The organism is Streptomyces sp. NPDC051018 (assembly GCF_044456085.1).
Taxonomy (GTDB): Bacteria; Actinomycetota; Actinomycetes; order Streptomycetales; family Streptomycetaceae; genus Streptomyces.
The window spans coordinates 116546-134427 of the sequence record NZ_JBITFN010000020.1; the positions used below are offsets into that span (position 1 = coordinate 116546).

The 17882-nt window shown below is 71.0% G+C and carries 15 protein-coding genes and 2 pseudogenes; 7 read left to right on the forward strand and 10 right to left on the reverse strand.

Features of this window, described 5'->3' with window-relative positions; genetic code table 11:
• Positions 1-128 precede the first annotated feature (128 nt).
• A complete protein-coding gene (locus tag ACIBCM_RS28360) occupies positions 129-842 on the forward strand; it encodes a thymidine kinase (protein ID WP_399248028.1) in 714 nt (237 codons plus the stop codon).
• Between the two features lie 219 nt (positions 843-1061).
• On the opposite strand, the gene ACIBCM_RS28365 is transcribed toward ACIBCM_RS28360, so the two are convergent.
• Entirely contained in the window at positions 1062-1832 is a 771-nt protein-coding gene (locus ACIBCM_RS28365; RefSeq protein ID WP_399248030.1) for a VOC family protein, read from the reverse strand.
• A gap of 224 nt (positions 1833-2056) precedes the next feature.
• On the opposite strand from ACIBCM_RS28365, the gene ACIBCM_RS28370 reads away from it, so the two are divergent.
• A complete protein-coding gene (locus ACIBCM_RS28370; protein WP_399248032.1) occupies positions 2057-2986 on the forward strand; it encodes a sulfurtransferase in 930 nt (309 codons plus the stop codon).
• Between the two features lie 318 nt (positions 2987-3304).
• Complete coding sequence (locus ACIBCM_RS28375; protein ID WP_399248034.1) at positions 3305-3655, forward strand: cupin domain-containing protein; 351 nt, start codon at positions 3305-3307, stop codon at positions 3653-3655.
• 137 nt (positions 3656-3792) lie between these two features.
• Here the strand turns inward: ACIBCM_RS28375 and ACIBCM_RS28380 are convergent, their stop codons facing one another.
• Complete coding sequence (locus ACIBCM_RS28380; protein WP_399248036.1) at positions 3793-4140, reverse strand: colicin immunity domain-containing protein; 348 nt, start codon at positions 4138-4140, stop codon at positions 3793-3795.
• Positions 4141-4271: 131 nt separating this feature from the next.
• On the opposite strand from ACIBCM_RS28380, the gene ACIBCM_RS28385 reads away from it, so the two are divergent.
• The 4 genes from ACIBCM_RS28385 (at position 4272) to ACIBCM_RS28400 (ending at position 9603) form a co-directional block, all read left to right on the forward strand.
• Positions 4272-5414, forward strand: a complete 1143-nt coding sequence (locus ACIBCM_RS28385) for a hypothetical protein (RefSeq protein ID WP_399248038.1) — start codon at positions 4272-4274, stop codon at positions 5412-5414.
• Positions 5415-5660: 246 nt separating this feature from the next.
• Positions 5661-6287, forward strand: coding sequence for a helix-turn-helix domain-containing protein (locus tag ACIBCM_RS28390; protein WP_399248040.1), 627 nt, complete (start codon positions 5661-5663; stop codon positions 6285-6287).
• On the forward strand, positions 6284-7060 hold the full coding sequence (locus ACIBCM_RS28395; protein WP_399248042.1) for an ABC transporter ATP-binding protein: 777 nt from the start codon (positions 6284-6286) through the stop codon (positions 7058-7060). The genes ACIBCM_RS28390 and ACIBCM_RS28395 overlap by 4 nt, the downstream gene beginning before the upstream one ends.
• Complete coding sequence (locus tag ACIBCM_RS28400; RefSeq protein WP_399248044.1) at positions 7057-9603, forward strand: FtsX-like permease family protein; 2547 nt, start codon at positions 7057-7059, stop codon at positions 9601-9603. The genes ACIBCM_RS28395 and ACIBCM_RS28400 overlap by 4 nt, the downstream gene beginning before the upstream one ends.
• Before the next feature lie 68 nt (positions 9604-9671).
• Here ACIBCM_RS28400 and ACIBCM_RS28405 read toward each other — a convergent pair.
• From ACIBCM_RS28405 to ACIBCM_RS28440, 8 genes and pseudogenes are all read right to left on the reverse strand, one after another.
• A pseudogene (locus ACIBCM_RS28405) lies at positions 9672-10339 on the reverse strand (response regulator).
• Entirely contained in the window at positions 10336-11625 is a 1290-nt protein-coding gene (locus ACIBCM_RS28410) for a sensor histidine kinase (protein ID WP_399248063.1), read from the reverse strand. The pseudogene ACIBCM_RS28405 and the gene ACIBCM_RS28410 overlap by 4 nt, the downstream one beginning before the upstream one ends.
• 426 nt (positions 11626-12051) lie before the next feature.
• Positions 12052-12822 (reverse strand): ABC transporter permease, encoded by a 771-nt coding sequence (locus tag ACIBCM_RS28415; protein ID WP_399248046.1) that lies wholly within the window; start codon positions 12820-12822, stop codon positions 12052-12054.
• The gene (locus tag ACIBCM_RS28420; protein WP_399248048.1) at positions 12819-13742 is read right to left on the reverse strand and encodes an ABC transporter ATP-binding protein; all 924 of its coding nucleotides are present in this window, start codon (positions 13740-13742) and stop codon (positions 12819-12821) included. Before ACIBCM_RS28420 ends, ACIBCM_RS28415 begins: the two co-directional genes overlap by 4 nt.
• Positions 13743-13980: 238 nt before the next feature.
• Positions 13981-14793, reverse strand: coding sequence for an SAM-dependent methyltransferase (locus ACIBCM_RS28425; RefSeq protein ID WP_399248050.1), 813 nt, complete (start codon positions 14791-14793; stop codon positions 13981-13983).
• A 333-nt stretch (positions 14794-15126) separates the two neighbouring features.
• Positions 15127-15717, reverse strand: coding sequence for a lytic polysaccharide monooxygenase (locus ACIBCM_RS28430; RefSeq protein ID WP_399248065.1), 591 nt, complete (start codon positions 15715-15717; stop codon positions 15127-15129).
• A 303-nt stretch (positions 15718-16020) separates the two neighbouring features.
• On the reverse strand, positions 16021-17184 hold the full coding sequence (locus ACIBCM_RS28435) for a thiolase family protein (RefSeq protein WP_399248052.1): 1164 nt from the start codon (positions 17182-17184) through the stop codon (positions 16021-16023).
• 365 nt (positions 17185-17549) lie between these two features.
• Positions 17550-17882, reverse strand: a pseudogene (locus ACIBCM_RS28440) (CoA ester lyase); the annotation flags it as partial.

The following is a 17882-nucleotide window of genomic DNA, read 5'->3' on the forward strand; positions in this document are numbered from 1 at the left end:
GTAAGGCCGCCCGCCGGGGTTGTTCAGGGGGCTGTACCGGGCTCCTCCCGCGTGGCCGGCCGTAGTGACTCCGCCGTATTGAGCCGTATCGATTCGAGCCGATGTGCTGTGAAAGGTCCTGACTTCCCATGCCCGAACTGGTTTTCTTCTCCGGAACCATGGACTGCGGCAAGAGCACTCTCGCTCTGCAGATCGAGCACAACCGGTCGGCCCGTGGCCTGCGGGGCGTGATCCTCACCCGCGACGACCGCGCGGGCGAGGGGAAGCTCTCCTCCCGGCTGGGCCTGGTCACCGACGCCGTGGAGACGACCGAGGACATCGACATCTACGCCTATCTGGTGGACCTCCTCTCCCGGGGCGGGCGCTGCGACTACGTCATCGCCGACGAGGCGCAGTTCTTCACTCCCGGACAGATCGACCAACTCGCCCGTGTCGTCGACGACCTCGGCGTGGACGTCTTCGCCTTCGGTATCACCACCGACTTCCGCACCAAGCTCTTTCCCGGATCGCAGCGGCTGGTCGAACTCGCGGACCGGATCGAGGTCCTCCAGGTCGAGGCCCTGTGCTGGTGCGGCGCGCGGGCCACGCACAACGCCCGTACGGTCGGCGGGGTGATGGTCGTCGAAGGCGCCCAGGTCGTGGTCGGCGATGTGGATGTGGATACGGACGCGGATGGACTCGACACACCGGTCGGCTACGAGGTGGTGTGCCGGCGTCACCACCGGCGCCGGATGACGGCCGCGAGCGCCCGGGCCGCGGCCCTGTCGCCGGATGTGCTGCCCGTGGACACCGCGCGGACCGGTGACCGGGATCCGGTCATCGGTCCGCGCGCACGCATCTGAGGTGGGGTGGGGTGGGCTGATGGAGGCGTTGGGGCCGTTGGTTCGACGGTGACGGATTCGTCGGCCGTACGGTGACGGCTGGAACGGGCGATGGTGGCGGTTTCGACCGTACGGTGACGTCGACCCTACGGGAAGCCCACGCGGCCTGGGGGAGGCGGTCTCGTCACCGGTTCGCGCGTACGACGGTGACGGCCACCCGTCCCGGTGGAGCCGGTCCCGTCACCCGTTCGACCGTACGACGGTGAACACCGCGCCCTCCGGATCGGCGACCGTCGCGATCCGGCCATGAGGGCTCTCCTGGGGCGGGTCCAGGACATGGCCGCCCAGTGCGGTCACCTGGAGGGCGGTCGTGTCCGGGTCCTCGACCTCGAAATACGTCATCCAGTACGTCCCCCGGTCACGCGGGAGCGTGGCCCCGACGCCATGGAGCGCCGCTACGGGACGGCCCGCCAGCCGCAGGGTCACATAGTCGTGGCCCGGGGTCCCGACGGGCTCCAGCTCATAACCGAACACGGTCTGGTAGAACTTGGCGACCGACGAGGTCTCCGCCGTCAGCAACTCGTTCCAGACGGGCGTCCCCTGGGTGCCGTGCGCGGCGGTACCACGATGGGCGGCGGCCTGCCACAGCCCGAACACCGCACCCGCCGGGTCCGTCACGATGGCCAGCCGGCCGGCGTCCTCCGCGTCCAGCGGCCCCACCCCGACCGTGCCGCCGCAGCACCGCAGCAGTTCGGCCGTGCTGTTCACATCGTCCGTCGCCAGATACGGCGTCCACGCGACGGGCAGCCGCCGGTCGGCGGGCAGCCGTCCGATTCCCGCGATCTCCTTGCCGTCGAGCAGGGCCCGGACATAGGGGCCGAGCTGCTGCGGACCGGGGGAGAACTCCCAGCCGAACAGTTCGCCGTAGAACGCCTGGGTCGCGTCAAGGCCGTGCACCATCAAGCTCACCCAGCAGGGTGCGCCGGGTGTGTGCCGAGTCGCCTCGGTCATCGTCACTCTCTCCTCGGACCATCGTGGTGGCCGTGCGGGGGGACGGGGCGTTTCTCGTGCGGATAGCGATGCGCCCCGTGCGCATGGTTCCACCCCCCGGTGCCGGGTGCGCCCCGGCCGCGCCGCATTTGGCGGGTTCCCGACGGAGGGGTACCCGTTCCAGCGAGGCACATCCGGTTCTGAGCCATTATGGGACGGCCCGCCGCTGCGCGAGGATGACCCCCATGAAGCCCATCATCTCCGCGGCCGGTCTCGCGAGTGCGCTGGCCGGGCCCAACCCGCCGATTCTTCTGGACGTCCGCTACCGGCTCGGCGGGCCGCACGGGCGGCCCGAGTACGACGCCGGGCACATCCCCGGCGCGGTCTTCGTCGACCTGGACGCCGAACTGGCAGGTCAGCCGGGCGACGGCGGCCGCCATCCGCTCCCGGACCCCGAGGCGTTCGGCGCGGTGATGCGGCGGGCCGGAGTCTCGTCGGACTCCTCCGTGGTGGTCTACGACGCGGACAAGGGCTGGGGAGCGGCACGCGCCTGGTGGCTGCTGCGCTGGACCGGTCATACGGACGTCCGCGTCCTGGACGGCGGGCTCCCGGCGTGGACCGGCCCGCTGGAGAGCGTGACCCCCGACCCGGTGGAGGGTGATTTCAAGCCGGTGCCCGGAGCCCTCCCGCTGCTGACGGCGGACACCGCGGCGGCCCTCGCCCGTACGGGGCTCCTGCTGGACGCCCGGGCGGGGGAGCGCTACCGGGGCGAGGTGGAGCCGATCGACCCCGTGGCCGGGCATATCCCGGGCGCGGTGTCGGCGCCGACCACGGAGAATCTGGGCGAGGACGGCCGTTTTCTGTCCGCCGGGCTGCTGGGGTCGCGGTTCGCCGCGTTGGGTGCCGGTGGGGTGGCTGGTCCGGGTGACAGGGGATCGGTTGGCGCAGAGGGTGAGGCGGGTCGTTCGGAAGAGTTCGGTGGGGCTGGCGATGCCCGTGGTGGGGGTGGCGCCGGTGAGACGATCGGTGTCTACTGTGGCTCGGGTGTCTCGGGTGCCCAGCTGGTACTCGCCCTTGAACTGGCGGGCTTCCGATCGGCTCTGTATGCGGGTTCCTGGTCGGAGTGGTCCCGCGATCCGTCCCGCCCGGTGGCGGCGGGGCCGGAACGGGGCTGAGGCTCCGGTACCGGCGGTCGGCTGAGGGTCCCCTGACGGGTGCCATGGGCTCTGGCTCTGGCTCTGGCGCTGCTCGGGTCCGGGTGGCGGGTCCGGGTTCGGGTGGCGGGTGCGTTTTGCCGGTGCCGCAGCCGGGGGCTCTGTGACCGGCGCCGGGGGTTCTGCCGTCGGGTTCGGTCCGGGCCGGGCTCGTGAGAGGGAGCGGTTGACGCTGCCCCGGCTGGGGGCCGCGTACTCCGGCCATGAGATCGTCGGCGAAAAGATTCAGCCAAGCGCAGCCACACGCAGCCGTACGTAACGGAAGGTACCGCCCCGGCCATGGACCAGAGCTTCGCCGTGCACATCCCCGACGCCTCACTCGAACCCGACCCGCTCGATCCCTCACAGATCGTCTCCGGCACCCCCGAGGTCACCGGAAAGCTGCTGTGGGAGTCCCGGGACGGGCGGCAACTGCGCGGTATCTGGCAGATCACACCGGGCGTGGTGACCGACACGGAGGAGGACGAACTCTTCGTCGTCGTCAGCGGCCGTGCCACCGTCGAGATCGAGGGCGGCCCGACGCTCGACATCGGTCCGGGTGACCTCGGGGTGCTGCGCCGGGGGGACCGTACGACCTGGACCGTTCATGAGACGCTCCGCAAGGCGTACGCGATCACTCTGCCCGCATAGCTGTATTGACCCGGCAGGCGGGCGGGATTTTCCTTTTCCTGCCCGCCGCCGCACTGCCGGTGATCCGGCTGGTTTCGGGCGGGTCCGGGAGCTCCGGGCGGATCGGGCGGATCGGGCGGTCTGGATCCGGCCGTCCGTCAGCCGAGCCGGTCGATCTCGGAGAGGACCGCGCGGATGGTCGCGACCAGTTCCGGGTCCGTCAGATCGGTCTCGTCGCGCAGCGCGGGATCGATGGAGTAGTCCTCCAGGGCCCAGAAAACCCGGTCGAGCGCCGCGGAGAAAGGTTCCCGCAGTCGTTCGTTCCGCCAGAGGGCCTCACGGCGGGCCGCGAGCCAGGACCGGGCGAATTCCGGAGCCGACACCGTGCCGTTCACCAGGGAGTCCATCAGGGCCACTTGTTCCGCGGTGGCGGCGCCGGGTGGGATGTCCGACCGCCGTGCCCAGGTGATCTGACCGGCCCGGCTCCGGGATGCTGGTGAATCCATGGGACCCAACTGTAGAAGGCGTCCTGCGGTCTGCCGTGAGGCCGGCGCCTTGCCCGAGGCAGTCCGAGGGACGCATGAACGGGGACGAATCCAGCTGCGGGCCGGACACGGCGACGGGTGACAATGGTCGTATGTCCGCCGAACTGAGATTCCAGAAGGCACTGTTGCTGCTGGACCGTGGGCAGGGCGGACGCGCCGAGGAGATCCTCGTCGGACTGGCCGGCCTGGGCACGGGCGGCGGCTCTTCTGTCGCCGTGAGGGCCATGGTGGTTCTGGGTGACTATTTGGTGGAATGCGGACGGGGCGAGGAGGCCCGCAGGTGGCTCGAACGGGCGCTCGCGGTGCCCCGGTGCCCCGGCTCGGGCGATCCGGACGGTACACAGGCCGGGACGGAGGCGCCTGACGGGACGGGCCCGCCCCGGGCGGCGGACGCGCCCATCAGGCCCGGGGCGGCGGAGAGGTTCGGCACACCCGGGGCAGCGGACGCGCCTGATGCGACGGACGTCGCCGCGTCCGTCGATGAGGAGCGCCGCCGGGCCGCCGAACTCCTGGTCCGGCTGGACCGGTGGCGGGGGCCCGTACTGAAGCTGAATCAGGTGGTGACCTGGAACCGGTCCACCCTGCTCGGCGGTGCGAACCTGGTCGGTGTCACCGTGGCCCGGGAGCACGCGCCACGGCGGGGGCGCCTGGACGAGGAGGCCGCCGTTGCCGTGATGGAAGCGGGCGGACGGCCGGCCTCCGTGGCTGTCTCGTTCGAGCGGGCGGACGGTTTCACCGATGACGAGATGGCGGGTGTTCTGGAGCGGCTGGGGGCCGACTACTACGAGTTCACGCCAGTCGATCCCGCGAAGAAGCAAGCCTTCGCGCACGACCTCGGGCGCCTCGCCAGGCTGTCGCTGCCGAAGATCGCCAACGGTTTCTTCCTGGAACCCGACGATGTGAGTCTGTTCGACGATACGGACGCGTTGCGGCGGCTGACGGAGGCCGGGGTGGTGCTGTTCCAGGTCGAGATCGCGCCGGATGCCCTCACCTCGGCGTCCGTACGCGCGCGGCTGGGGGCGCTGTTCGCAGAGTTCCCGGTGGTGGTGTGCCTACCGCCGGAGGTCGGCCTTCCGGCTGGGCTTCCCAGCCCTCGGGGCTACTCCCTGACGCTGCGCCCGTCCGATCGTGACACCACTCCCTACGACTACTGCAACAACGTCGTTCCGGGATCGACGGCCGCCCGCGTGCTGCGGGCGAGAGCACGGGACCGCGAGGCCCCGCGCTCCGGGTGATCACCTCCGCCTCGCTCTCCACGCCTCTGCCTTCCCCGGGCCTCTGCCTTCCCCGGGCCGAACCGGCGGTTTCGCTCTGCCTGTACCGGCCGGGCGGTTCCGCGCTGCCCGTATCGGATCCATCGGCGGACGGGCCCTGTACGCCGCTGACGCCGACCCGCCGGGGTTGTCCGGCACACGAATCGACCCGGCATTCATCCGTGAGGGTGATTGCATAATTCTCTGTGCACATGAAATTGTGTACTCATGTCGCAAGCACCGGAGTCACGAAGGATCGACGATCTCGCCGCGCTGAAGGCGCTCAGCCACCCGCGCCGGTACCAGATCATTCAGCAGCTCACCCTGCTCGAATCGGCCACGTCGGCGATGCTCGCGCGGGATCTGGACCTCAATACCGGCGCCACCAGCTACCACCTGAGGGAGCTGGCGCGCCACGGCTTCATCGAGGAGGACCTGAAGGAGGAGGGGCACGGACGCGAGCGGTGGTGGCGGGTCGTACGTGCTGATCTCCGCTTCCCCGAGCGCAGTGGCCAGAGCGGTGAGATGCGCCTTGTCGTCGACGAGATGCACCGGCGGGCCTATGCCGCGGATGTCGAGATGTTCGAGCGGCTGCAGCAGCAGAGCGACGACCTCGGGGAGTGGATGGACGGATTTCTCCACTCCCGTGGCTCGATGAGGCTGACCCTTGATGAACTCCGCTCCTTCTTCGAGGAGTACATCGCCCTGATCAACCGGTACAAGCGCACCGGGGACGAGGCACCGGAGGGCGCCCGGACCGTGCTGACCCGGTTCTTCGCCCTGCCGGCGCCCGACCAGGAACAGTCTCCGGCCGCAGGGCACGAGTCCGACCGGGAAGGCGCCGAGCGCTCATGAGGCGGCGCAGGACGGCGGAGGCCGAGCGGGAATCCGCGGCCGGCCGTGCCGTGCAACTCGAAGCCGTCAGCAAGGTCCACGGCCGTGGTGCCCATGCCGTCACCGCGCTGAGGGATGTCTCCGTCACCATTCCCCAGGGCAGCTTCACCGCCGTCATGGGCCCGTCCGGCTCGGGGAAGAGCACCTTCCTGCACTGTGCGGCGGGCTTGGACCAGCCCACCTCCGGCTCCGTCAGGATCGCCGGTACCGAGTTGTCGGGGATGGACGAGACCCGGCTCACCCATCTGCGCAGACAGCGCGTCGGCTTTGTCTTCCAGGCGTTCAACCTCGTCCCGTCCCTGACGGTCCGGCAGAACATCACCCTGCCGCTGCGTCTCGCGCGCCGGCGTCCCGACGGTGGATGGCTGGACCAGATCATCCACCGCGTGGGTCTCGCCGGACGGGAGGGCCATCGGCCCGCCCAGCTGTCCGGCGGCCAGCAGCAGCGGGTCGCCATCGCTCGCGCCCTGATCACCCGGCCCGATGTCGTCTTCGCCGACGAACCGACCGGCGCCCTGGACACCGTGACCGCCAAGGAGATCCTCACCCTGCTCCGCAGCTGTGTGGACGAGGCCGGGCAGACCGTCGTCCTGGTCACCCACGATCCGGTCGCCGGGGCCTATGCGCACGACGTTCTCTTTCTCGCGGACGGCGGGCTCGTGGACCGCATGATCCATCCCACGGCCGACCGGATCGCCGACCGTATGACGCACCTGGGAGCGTGGTCCCGATGATGCGGTACGCCCTGAGCACCCTGCGATTCCGCAAGGGCGGCTTCATCGGGGCCTTCCTGGCACTGCTGTGCGCCGCGGCGCTCGTCACCGCCTGTGGCACCCTCCTCGTGACCGGACTGACCGGAAAGATCAGGACCGAGCGCTATGCGGCGGTAACCGTCGTGGTCGCCGGCGATCAGAACGTCCACCAGATGAAGGTCAAGGAGAAGAAGGGCAAGAAGAAGGTCAAGCACAAGGCCAAACCGCTCGCGGAGCGCGTCTGGCTGCCCGCCGGTCTCACCGCCAGGGTCGCCGCCGTTCCCGGAGTCGAGGCGGCCGTGCCCGAACTGACCTTCCCCGCCTACGCGGTCACCTCCGGCGGACGGGTCGTCCCCGGACCCGACGGCAAGGAATCATGGGGCCATTCCTGGAGTTCCGCCGCCCTGACGCCGTTCGCCCTGGTGGCGGGACGGGCCCCAGGCGCATCCGACGAGGTGGTGCTCGACCGGGACCTCGCCTCCAGGGCCGGTCTCGGGGCAGGTGACCGGGTCACCGTGCAGTCCACCGGCGCGCCCACCGCGTATCGCGTGTCCGGAATCGCCGCGCCCCGTGACGGCGACCTGAGGGAGCAGTCGTCCCTGTTCTTCGCGGACGGGGAGGCGGAGCGACTGAGCGGACGTGCGGGCAGGGTGGCCGTCATCGGCGTCATCGCCGACCGGGGCGCCGATCCCGGCGGGCTTCAGCGTTCCCTCTCCCGTGCCCTCGCCGGTACGACAGCACAGGTGCACGGTTCCGGGGACCGGGGAGCCGTGGAGTTCCTCGACGCCGGCAAGGCGCGGGTCCAGCTGATCAGCATGGGGGGTGCCATTGCCGCGATCTCCCTGCTGGTGGCGGTCCTGGTCGTGGTCGGGACCTTCGCGCTCTCCATCCAGCAGCGCTACCGTGAACTGGCCCTGCTGCGCGCCGTGGCCGCCACCCCCGGACAGATCCGCGGTCTCATCGGCCGCGAAGCCGCCGTCATCGGACTCCTGGCAGGCGGGGCAGGGGCGGTCGCCGGACTGCCGATCGCCTTCTGGCTGTATCGCAGGTTCATCGGCTTCGGCACCATCCCCGACACGCTGGAACTGACGCTCACCCCCTATCCGATGCTCGCCGCCGTGGCCGCGTCCGTCCTCGGTGCCTGGGCGGCGGCCAGGGTGTCGGCCCGGCGCGTGGCCCGTATCCGTCCCGCCGAGGCGCTGTCCGAGGCCGCGGTGGAGAGCGGGCGCCTCGCCCGTGGGCGGGTGGTCGCGGGGGTGGTCCTGCTGGTCGCCGGTATCGTCCTGGTGGCGGTGCTCAGCGCCCTCCGCACGGAACCGGCCGCTTCCCCCGTCACCTATCTGAGCGTGATCGTGCTCTCGTCGGCGGTGGCGCTGCTGGGACCGGTCCTCGCCCGGATCGGTATCGCCGTGCTGGGCGCGCCACTGCGGCTGTCCCGCGTCAGCGGGTACCTGGCGATGGCCAACACCCGTACCCATACCCGCAGGTTCGCGGGGGCCGTCACTCCCCTCACCCTGCTCATCGCCATGGCGTGCACCATCGTCTTCGTCCAGTCGACCCTGGGGAACGCGGCGCGGAGCCAGGCGAAAGCGGGGAACATCGCGGACTACACCATCGCCTCGTCCGGCCCGGGGGTCCCCGGCCCGGCTGCGGAGTCGGTGCGCGCCCTGCCGGGCGTCAGCACAGTCACCGAGATCGTCCGCAGCACGGTACGGGTGGGCCTGGCCAAGTACGAGGTCCAGGGCGTCACCCCCAGAGGGCTGCGGGAGACGCTCGACCCGAATGTCACCTCCGGCTCCCTGAACCGCCTGGACGGAGGCGGTCTGGCCGTCAGCGATGTGGCCGCCGGCACGCTGGGCGGTGTCGGCAGCAAGGTGCGGGTCACCATGGGAGACGGGACCCCGGTGCCGCTCACGGTGGTCGCGGTGTACGAACGAGGGCTCGGCTTCGGCGATATGACGATGGCCCACGAGGTGGTCGCCGCGCATGTCGACAATCCGCTGAGTTCAGCGGTCCTCGTCAGGACCGAACTGACGAAGACGGCCGTGGCGGCAGCCGTACGGGGCTACCCCGGCGTCGAGGTCCTCGACCGCGATCAGGCGGATTCGCTCCAGGCCGACCGGCAGCAGTCCAACGCCGCCGTCAACTATGTGGCGATGGGCCTGATCATCGCCTTCACGGCCATCGCCGTCGCCAACACCCTGGCGATGACCACCAGCGGGCGGGTCCGGGAGTTCGCTCTGCTCCGGCTGGTCGGCACGACCCGGCGCCAGGTGCTGCGGATGCTCCGGATGGAGTCGCTCACGGTCGTGCTGCTGGCCGTGGTGCTGGGGACCTCGATCGCGGGGGCGACGCTGACCGCGTTCGCCGTGGGGATGACCGGCAGCGCCTCCCTCCACGCACCGCCGCTCACCTATCTGGGCATCGTGGCGATCGCCGCGTTCCTGGCGCTGGCCACGACGATGATCTCGGCCCGGGCAAGTCTGGCCGACCGGCCGGCGGATGTCATCGGAGCCCGGGAATGACCTCCGCCCGCCCGGGCCCCGCATCCGGCGGGCGCGACCGGGCAGTTCCGGACCGGCGGCGGGTTCCCTCAGTCGGGGTGGACCAGCCGGGTGTCGTACGCGAGGATCACCGCCTGCACCCTGTCCCTCGCGCCCGTCTTCGCCAGAATCCTCGACATATGCGTCTTGACCGTCGATTCCGCGAGATGCAGACGCTCCGCGATCTCCGTGTTCGTCCAGCCCTGGCCGACGACGGTCAGGATCTCCCTCTCCCTCTCGGTGAGTGCGGCGATTCTCTTGTCCTGCTGCGGGGAGGACGGGGCCGCTCCCGCCGGAAGCCGGTGGGCGAAGGCGTCCAGCAGCCTGCGGGTCAGGGCCGGAGCCACCACCGCGTCGCCCGACGCCACCGAGCGGATGCCGGCCAGGACTTCCTCGGGAAGCGCGTCCTTGAGCAGAAAGCCGGACGCGCCGGCGCGCAGGCCGTCGTACGCGTACTCGTCCAGGTCGAACGTCGTCAGGATCAGCACTCGTGTGCGTTCTCCGGCGGAGACGATCCGGCGGGTGGCCTCGATCCCGTCGAGGCCCGGCATCCGGATGTCCATCAGAACGACATCGGGGTGGAGGCGGGAGACCAGACGCACCGCCTCGGCGCCGTTGGCGGCCTCGCCCACGACCGTCATGTCGTCCTGGCTCTCCAGCAGCATCCGGAAGCCGAAGCGCTGCAGGGCTGGTCGTCGGTGATGAGCACGGTTGTCACTGTGGGGTGTCCTCGGTCGCGGGGAGGTGGGTGAGATGAGGGAGCCGGAGGCACACCCGCCAGCCGCCGCCGGGAAGCGGGCCGGATTCGAGGGTGCCGTCGTAGAGGGCGGCGCGTTCCCGCATACCCGCAAGGCCGCGGCCCTCGGCGGTCGAACCGCGGCGCCCGGCAGCCGCCGTACCCGTGCCCGGGCGGGCGCCGGAGCCCCCGGCCACTCCCGTGCCCGTGCCCGTGCTGGTGCCCGTGTCGGTGACGGTCGCGGTGAGCGAGCCGTGGGTGTGGGTGAGGTCGACCGCCGCACAGGCGCCCTGTCCCGCGTGCTTGAGCGTGTTGGTCAGCGCTTCCTGGACCACGCGGTACACGGTCAGCTCCTGGCCGGGCGCCAGCGGTGCCGGGCGGCCGGTGGTCGTCATCCGGACCGGAAGGCCGGCCGCCCGTACACCTTCGATGAGCCGGTCCAGGTCACTGAGGGTGGGCTGCGGGGCGCGATCCGGACCGTCCGGCGTCTCCTCGCGCAGTACGTCCAGCAGCCGCCGCAGTTCGGTCAGAGCCGCTCTGCTGGTGGTGGAGATGGCATCCAGGGCCTGGGCCGCGCGCTCGGGCGACTTGGCCGCCGCGTACTTTCCGCCGTCCGCGAGGCCCGTGATGACGGAGAGATTGTGGCCGATGATGTCGTGCATCTCACGGGCGATCCGGGTGCGTTCCGCGGCGGTGGCGAGCCGCGCCTGCTGGTCGCGCTCGACTTCGAGCCGGCGGGCGCGTTCGACGAGGGAGGCGGTGTACTCCTGGCGGGAGCGGACCGCGATGCCGAGCAGGGCCACCAGGGCGAAGGCGTAGAGAGTGGGGACGAGCTGCGGGGCGCCGTCGCCGGCCGGATGGAGAGCCGTCTCCACCGAGCGTGGCACGGCCACCACCACGAGCGCCGTGACCAAGGTACGCAGCGGCAGCCGCAGGGCGATGTGGAAAACGGGGATCAGCTGCAGGTACGAAGCCTGGAGTACGGCACCGGACCAACTGTTGGCCACGGCGAACGGCAGGGTGATGAGCAGCGCGGCGAGCGGAAAACGGCGGCGTACGAGCAGCGGCAGAGCGAAGCCGAAGGCCATCACCGTCACCAGCCAGACAGGTGTGTCCGGACGATGAGCGGTGGTACGCCAGCCCGCGCCCAGGACATCGATGACCACCGCGAGCAGCCAGAAGACCGTCAGCACCGAATCCCACACCAGGGGCAGCCGGGCGTCGAAGGCGCGGATCCGCCGGGTGAGCCGGTTCAGCCACCCCGTCAGCGGCTGTGCCCCGGGAGACGGGCTCCCGGCCCGCGCGGGCGCCGCCCTCGCAAGCCCGGCCGGGTTACCCCCGGGCGCCCCGTCCCGGCCAGCCCCGGGCGACCCGGCCGGACCGCCGGGGGCCGGCTTGTCCGGCACGGCCTCCGACGCCTGCCCCTGCGGGACGAAGGCCCCTGCCTCCCCGGCCCGGATGGGTGCCGCCGTGCTGTCGGTACGGACAGGGACCGCCCTGGCCGGGGCGGGTGCCTCCGTCCGCCCCGCCCCCGCGGACCGCGGCCGGTCATCGGAACCGGCGGCCCGCCCGTCCTCGGGCGGGGTCACCGCCCCCGGGGACCCGGGGGCCGTGACCGTGAATCCGCGCTGGTCGCGGGAGTCACCACACTCCTTCGGCTGCTCGCTCATCCGCTCATCCTCGCCTGCGGCCGTTCATACGTCACGTCGTCGCAGCAGCAGGGCGGCCGCGACGAGCACCCCCGCCGCCCACAGGACGAGGGAGAGGAGGCCAACTCCGGGCGAGGCGGCGTCCGGCACCGGCTGGGCGGAGTTGAGGGAGGTCAGCGCCCCGGCCGGGAAGTGGCGTACGACATCCTCCATGACGTCGTAGGGGAGCATCGTGAGCACCTGGGGAAGGACCAGGACGACGCCGATGAAGGCTCCGATGGCACCCGGCACGGACCGCACCAGCGCGCCCAGCCCCAGGGCGATCATCCCCAGCAGCGCCACTCCCGCCGCGCTGCCGACGACCGCGCGTATCACGCCGGGGTCACCCAGCGAGGCGGCCTGGTCGGTCCCGGAGAAGAAGATCTGGGCGGCGAAGAAGGTCACCAGGGCCGTGACCAGGATGACCGCGAAAGAAGCGGCGCCGAAGACCACCGCCTTGGACCAGAGCACCGGCTGCCGTCGCGGCACCGCGGTCATGGAGGCACGGATCATGCCGTTCGAGTACTCCCCGGCGGTCACGAGGATGCCCAGTACGGCGATCGCGATCTGCGCGAGCTGGAAGCCGATCAGGGTCAGGACGACGACATCCATGTCGGAGTCATTGCCGCCGGACTCGTAGGTCGCGCCCATCGTCACACCGATGCCGAGGGTGAGTGCCGCCGCCGTCAGCAGGGTGATCCAGGTGGAGCGGACCGTCCACAGCTTGTGCCACTCGGCGCGGACGACGCGCGCCGGGGTGATCCGGTACCCGGTCATGCCGCGGCTCCTTCCGGGGAAGCGGTCCGGTACTCGACCGAACCGTGGGTGAGGTCCATGAACGCCTGTTCCAGCGAGGCGGTGCGAGGGGTGAGTTCATGCAGGGCGATGCCGTGGGCCGCGGCGGTGCGGCCGATGTGCTCGCTCTCCACGCCGTGGACGTCCAGCGCACCGCGGGCCGTGGAGGCGACGCGCACCCCGGGGATGGCGAGAAGCCCGGCCAGCCGGTCCGCCTCGGGGGTGACGACCCTGACCGAGTCGGCTCCCGACGACCGTACGAACTCGGCCATCGTCGTGTCGGCCAGCAGCCGGCCGCGCCCGATGACCACCAGATGGTCGGCGGTCAGGGCCATCTCGCTCATCAGATGGGAGGAGACGAGGACCGTACGGCCCTCGGCGGCGAGGGACCTGAGCAGATTGCGGATCCACAGCACGCCCTCCGGGTCCAGCCCGTTGACCGGCTCGTCCAGGATCAGGGTGCCCGGATCGCCGAGCAGCGCCCCCGCGATCCCCAGTCGCTGCCCCATGCCGAGACTGAAGCCCTTGACCCGGCGGTGGGCGACCTCGGTGAGCCCGGCGAGGTCGAGCACATGGCGGACCCGGCTGCTCGGGATGCCATGGGTGTGCGCCAGCGCCATCAGATGGTGGTACGCGCTCCGCCCCGGATGGAGGGACCGGGCCTCCAGCAGGGCGCCGGCCTCGGTCAGCGGCGCGGTATGGCGGGCATACGCTCTGCCCCTGACGGTGGCCCGGCCCCGGGTGGGTGTGTCCAGCCCCAGGATCATGCGCATGGTGGTGGACTTGCCGGCGCCGTTGGGGCCGAGGAAGCCGGTGACGGCGCCCGCGCCCACGGTGAAGTCGAGGCTGTCGACGACGGTTCTCGTGCCGTATCTCTTGGTGAGTCCCTGTACTTCGATCATGTTCCCGATACTCGTCCGCGGACGGAGGCGGAACATCCGACCGCGGACGGTTCGTGGTTCGGGACGTCTGGTACCGGGGTACGACACCCGCGGGCTCCGGCTCGTACCCTGCCCGCTCACACGGAAGCGGAGCGCGACGGCCCGGCGCGAGACGGGGTGCCGCCCGGTGCTGCGGGCGGCGGTGTTGAGGGACCGTTCGGGGTGGGGACATGGGGGACGCCGGGCCGCGCCCCCCTCATCAGGGCTTGCGGCCCACCGCTCCGTACATCGCGACCTCGCGGTCGTCGACGGACCGCTGGTCCTCGGTGGGCCGCCAGCGGTGCACCTGTGTGAGGCCCGGCTCGACGAGTTCCAGGCCGTCGAAGAAGGCCGCGACCTGGTCGCGGTCGCGGGCGACCATGGGGATGCCCCGGCTCTCGTACTCGGCGACCATCTTGCGGGCGGCCTCCGGAGGGGCGAAGTCCGCCGTCCCCGTGGCGATGGCGAGATGACTCCCCGGCGGAAGCGGTTCCATCAGCCGCCGGACCAGGGCGTAGCCCTCAGGGATCTGCAGGAAGTGCAGCATCGCGATGATCGTGAGGCCGACCGGCTCCTTCAGGTCCACCAGTTCCCCGAACGCCTCGGATTCGAGCAGGGTTTCCGGACGGCGTATGTCGGCGTCGACATAGGCGGTACGGCCCTGGGGGGAACTGGTGAGGAGCGCCTGCGCGTGAGCGAGGACGATGGGGTCGTTGTCCACATAGACGACCGAGGCGTCGGGGCGTTCCCGCTGGGCGATCTCGTGGAGGTTGGGGGAGGTCGGCAGGCCCGTACCGATGTCGAGGAACTGGCGGATTCCCGCCTCCTTGGCGAGATACCGCGTCACGCGGTGCATGAACAGCCGGTTCTGGCGCATCGTCACCGGCAGCGACGGCAGCGCCGCGACCATCGCGTCGCCCGCCTCGGCGTCCACCGGGTAGTGGTCTTTTCCACCGAGGATGTAGTCGTACACACGGGCCGAATGCGCGCGCCCTGTGTCGATCCGGTCCCTCGCGCTGCCGTCCTGAGCCATGGCGCAACCCCCGTCGTTTCGCGAATGGTTCAGGAGTGTAGGGGCACGTCCGGCCGATGTCGTACAACCGCGCGGCGACCTCGGGAGACCTTGGGAGTGATCGGGGAGCCGGAGACAGGACGTGTGCCCGCCGAAGCGAAAGGGGCGGGCCGCAGGCTCGGACTCGGGTCCAGCCGCAGGGGGTGGGGTGCGGCTGGACCCGGTCGGCCGGGTGCCGGAGGAGGCCGGTTCCGTACGGGGGTACGGAGGCGTCGCCGGCGCCCGGTGATGTGCCGGCGCCCGTTCAGATCCCGGTCGGGGAGGCCGGTCTCGGTGCGGGAAGCCGGTCGCTTCTCAGTACTGGACGTCCGAGCAGGCGTAGAACGCGTTGTCGGTGTCCGCGACCGTCCAGACGCCGAGGATCAGGTGCTTGCCGGACTTCTGGGGCAGGGTGCCCGTGTGGGTCACCGTGTAGTCGGGCTGGCGCCCGCCGAACGGGACGGTGAGGAAGGGCTGGGGTTCGAGGTCGGCGCGGGTCAGCGGCTTGCCGGGGTCGTAGCCGTCCTTGGTGATGTAGTAGCGGAAGTCGGTCGTCGCGTGCCGGGCGACCATCCGCCAGCTGAAGGTGTGGCTCTCACCGCTGCTGACGGGAGTGGCGGGCCAGGCTCCGCCGCGGGGGTCGTCGAGCTCGGAGAAGCGGCCGTTGCCGCCGGAGCAGAGCGTGCCGTCGGCGGGCCCGTGGCTGGGGAAGCCCTTGGGGCCCTCGACGCTCCAGGACTCCCATTCGATCTGGCCGCAGTCCTTGACGGTGCCGATTCCGCAGAGCTGGGAACGGCTGATGGGGGAGTCGACGTAGCCGTGGCTCTGCGCGCTGCCGGACGTGGCGAAGAGGGTGACACCGGCGATGCCGAGACCGAGTAAGGACGAGGTGAGCTTTCTGCGCATGCTTCGCTCCTGGGCGGTGTGGGGGGGCGCTGCAGACATGGGGGGATGGTGAACGTGAAGCAGCGTTGGTCTAGACCAAGTCAGAGAGTAGTCCCGCCAGTTGGCCATGTCCATATCGGGACTGAGGCCGGTACTCGACCTCGCCCGTGCCCGTACGGAGCCGGCGGCCGGTCGCTCGCCGAGCCGGGGACGTCAGTCGGTCGCGACCGGCGCGTGCCCCCGGCCCGGACCCGTCGGCGGGCAGTACCGCGGCCGGGACCGGCGCCCGTGCGGCTGCCGGTCCCGGCCGGGGTGGAGGAGTTCTCAGAGGAGTTCGAGGACGGTGGCGTTGGCCATGCCGCCGCCCTCGCACATCGACTGGAGGCCGTAGCGGATGCCGTTGTCGCGCATATGGTGGACCAGGGTGGTCATCAGACGGGCGCCGGAACCGCCGATGGGGTGGCCGAGGGCCATCGCGCCGCCGAGCGGGTTCATCCGCTCGTAGTCCGCGCCGGTCTCGCGGAGCCAGGCGAGGCTCACGGAGGCGAATGCCTCGTTGATCTCGAACGCGCCGATGTCGCCGATCGACAGACCGGCCTTCTTCAGTGCCTTCGCGGTCGCCGGGATCGGGCCCTTGAGCATGGTGACCGGATCACAGCCGACCACAACGGCCGTGTGGATACGGGCCATCGGGGTCCAGCCGTTGCGCGCGGCGGTCTCGCTGGTGGTGATCAGCAGCGCTCCGGTGCCGTCCGAGACCTGGGAGGCGTTGCCCGCGCTGATGTCGCCGCCCTCGGTGACCGGCTTGAGCTGCGCCAGGGTCTCCAGCGTGGACCCCCGGCGTACGCCTTCGTCGGTGTCGAAGACCCGGGCCGTACCGTCCTCGCCGGTTACCGTCATGGGTTCGATCTGCCCGGTGAAGCGGCCCTCGTCGATCGCGCGGGCCGCGCGGGCGTGCGAGTCCAGGCCGTGCTGGTCCATCTCGGTACGGGAGAAGCCGAACTCCTCCGCGATCAGCTGGGCGCCCGCGAACTGGGTGAAGACCGTGCCGTTGTAGCGCTTGAGCACCTGCGGGCCGAAGGGGCGGCCGAACCGCTCGTCGGCCCGGGTCGAGCCGAGGGGGATCCGGCTCATGTTCTCGACTCCGCCCGCGATCGCGATGTCGTACTGACCGGAGATCACACCTGCCGCCGCCTGGTGCACGGCCTGCTGCGAGGAGCCGCACTGCCGGTCGACGGTCACCCCCGGTACCGACTCGGGCCAGCCGGCGGCGAGTACGGCGGCCCGCGCGATACAGCCGGTCTGCATGCCGAGCGTGCCGACGCACCCCCAGACGACATCGTCGACCAGGGCCGGGTCCAGTCCGGTGCGCCGCACCAGGGCGTTGAGGACATGGGCGGACAGGGACGCGGAGTGGACCTGTGACAGCGCTCCGTTCCGCTTGCCGACTGCCGTACGCACGGCATCGACGATGACGGCGTCACGCATGGGGTTCCTCCTTGTGTCCGGGGATGTTTCCGGGGGCGTGTCAGGGATGGGTCCGGGGGCGGAGGTGTGGTGGGGGCGGGCTGTTCCGCCGCGCCCGGGCCCGCGCCGTGGCGAAGCAGGGCCTCGGTGTGATCGGTGGATGTCAGAGGTCGGGCCGTGGGCTTCGGGGGCTGGCGCCTGCCCCGCGGGCATGGAGAACCGGCAGATGGAGGGACGGGTCCCGCGCGGTGCTCTCACCGGCACGCTAGGCCGCCCAAGGCCATCAGTAAATCCTTGGTATTGCTTTGGGTCCCATAGGTGTCGGCTATGACATGGCGCGGGAGGCGGTCTGGCAGCCGGGAGAGACGGCCGGTCAGGGCCCGGAATCATGCCTCCGGGGGGTGGAATGTGCTGGTGCGGGTCATGCCGGCGGCGCGGCCTTTGCCGGAGATGACGAGGGCCATTTTGCGGGAGGCTTCGTCGATCATTTCGTCGCCGAGCATGGCGGAGCCTTTGCGGCCGCCTGCGTCGGAGGTGTGGTAGTCGTAGGCGTCGAGGATGAGTTCGGCGTGGTCGAAGTCGTTCTGGGAGGGGGAGAAGACGTCGTTGGCGGCGTCGATCTGGCCGGGGTGGAGGACCCATTTGCCGTCGTAGCCGAGGGCTGCGGCGCGTCCGGCGACGTCGCGGAAGCCGTCGGTGTTCTTGATCTGGAGGTAGGG

Excerpts from the sequence above, each read along its gene's own strand:
- ACIBCM_RS28360 (WP_399248028.1), top strand. The coding sequence starts at position 129 with ATGCCCGAACTGGTTTTCTTCTCCGGAACCATGGACTGCGGCAAGAGC.
- ACIBCM_RS28365 (WP_399248030.1), bottom strand. The coding sequence starts at position 1,832 with ATGACCGAGGCGACTCGGCACACACCCGGCGCACCCTGCTGGGTGAGC.
- ACIBCM_RS28370 (WP_399248032.1), top strand. The coding sequence starts at position 2,057 with ATGAAGCCCATCATCTCCGCGGCCGGTCTCGCGAGTGCGCTGGCCGGG.
- ACIBCM_RS28375 (WP_399248034.1), top strand. The coding sequence starts at position 3,305 with ATGGACCAGAGCTTCGCCGTGCACATCCCCGACGCCTCACTCGAACCC.
- ACIBCM_RS28380 (WP_399248036.1), bottom strand. The coding sequence starts at position 4,140 with ATGGATTCACCAGCATCCCGGAGCCGGGCCGGTCAGATCACCTGGGCA.
- ACIBCM_RS28385 (WP_399248038.1), top strand. The coding sequence starts at position 4,272 with ATGTCCGCCGAACTGAGATTCCAGAAGGCACTGTTGCTGCTGGACCGT.
- ACIBCM_RS28390 (WP_399248040.1), top strand. The coding sequence starts at position 5,661 with ATGTCGCAAGCACCGGAGTCACGAAGGATCGACGATCTCGCCGCGCTG.
- ACIBCM_RS28395 (WP_399248042.1), top strand. The coding sequence starts at position 6,284 with ATGAGGCGGCGCAGGACGGCGGAGGCCGAGCGGGAATCCGCGGCCGGC.
- ACIBCM_RS28400 (WP_399248044.1), top strand. The coding sequence starts at position 7,057 with ATGATGCGGTACGCCCTGAGCACCCTGCGATTCCGCAAGGGCGGCTTC.
- ACIBCM_RS28415 (WP_399248046.1), bottom strand. The coding sequence starts at position 12,822 with ATGACCGGGTACCGGATCACCCCGGCGCGCGTCGTCCGCGCCGAGTGG.
- ACIBCM_RS28420 (WP_399248048.1), bottom strand. The coding sequence starts at position 13,742 with ATGATCGAAGTACAGGGACTCACCAAGAGATACGGCACGAGAACCGTC.
- ACIBCM_RS28425 (WP_399248050.1), bottom strand. The coding sequence starts at position 14,793 with ATGGCTCAGGACGGCAGCGCGAGGGACCGGATCGACACAGGGCGCGCG.
- ACIBCM_RS28430 (WP_399248065.1), bottom strand. The coding sequence starts at position 15,717 with ATGCGCAGAAAGCTCACCTCGTCCTTACTCGGTCTCGGCATCGCCGGT.
- ACIBCM_RS28435 (WP_399248052.1), bottom strand. The coding sequence starts at position 17,184 with ATGCGTGACGCCGTCATCGTCGATGCCGTGCGTACGGCAGTCGGCAAG.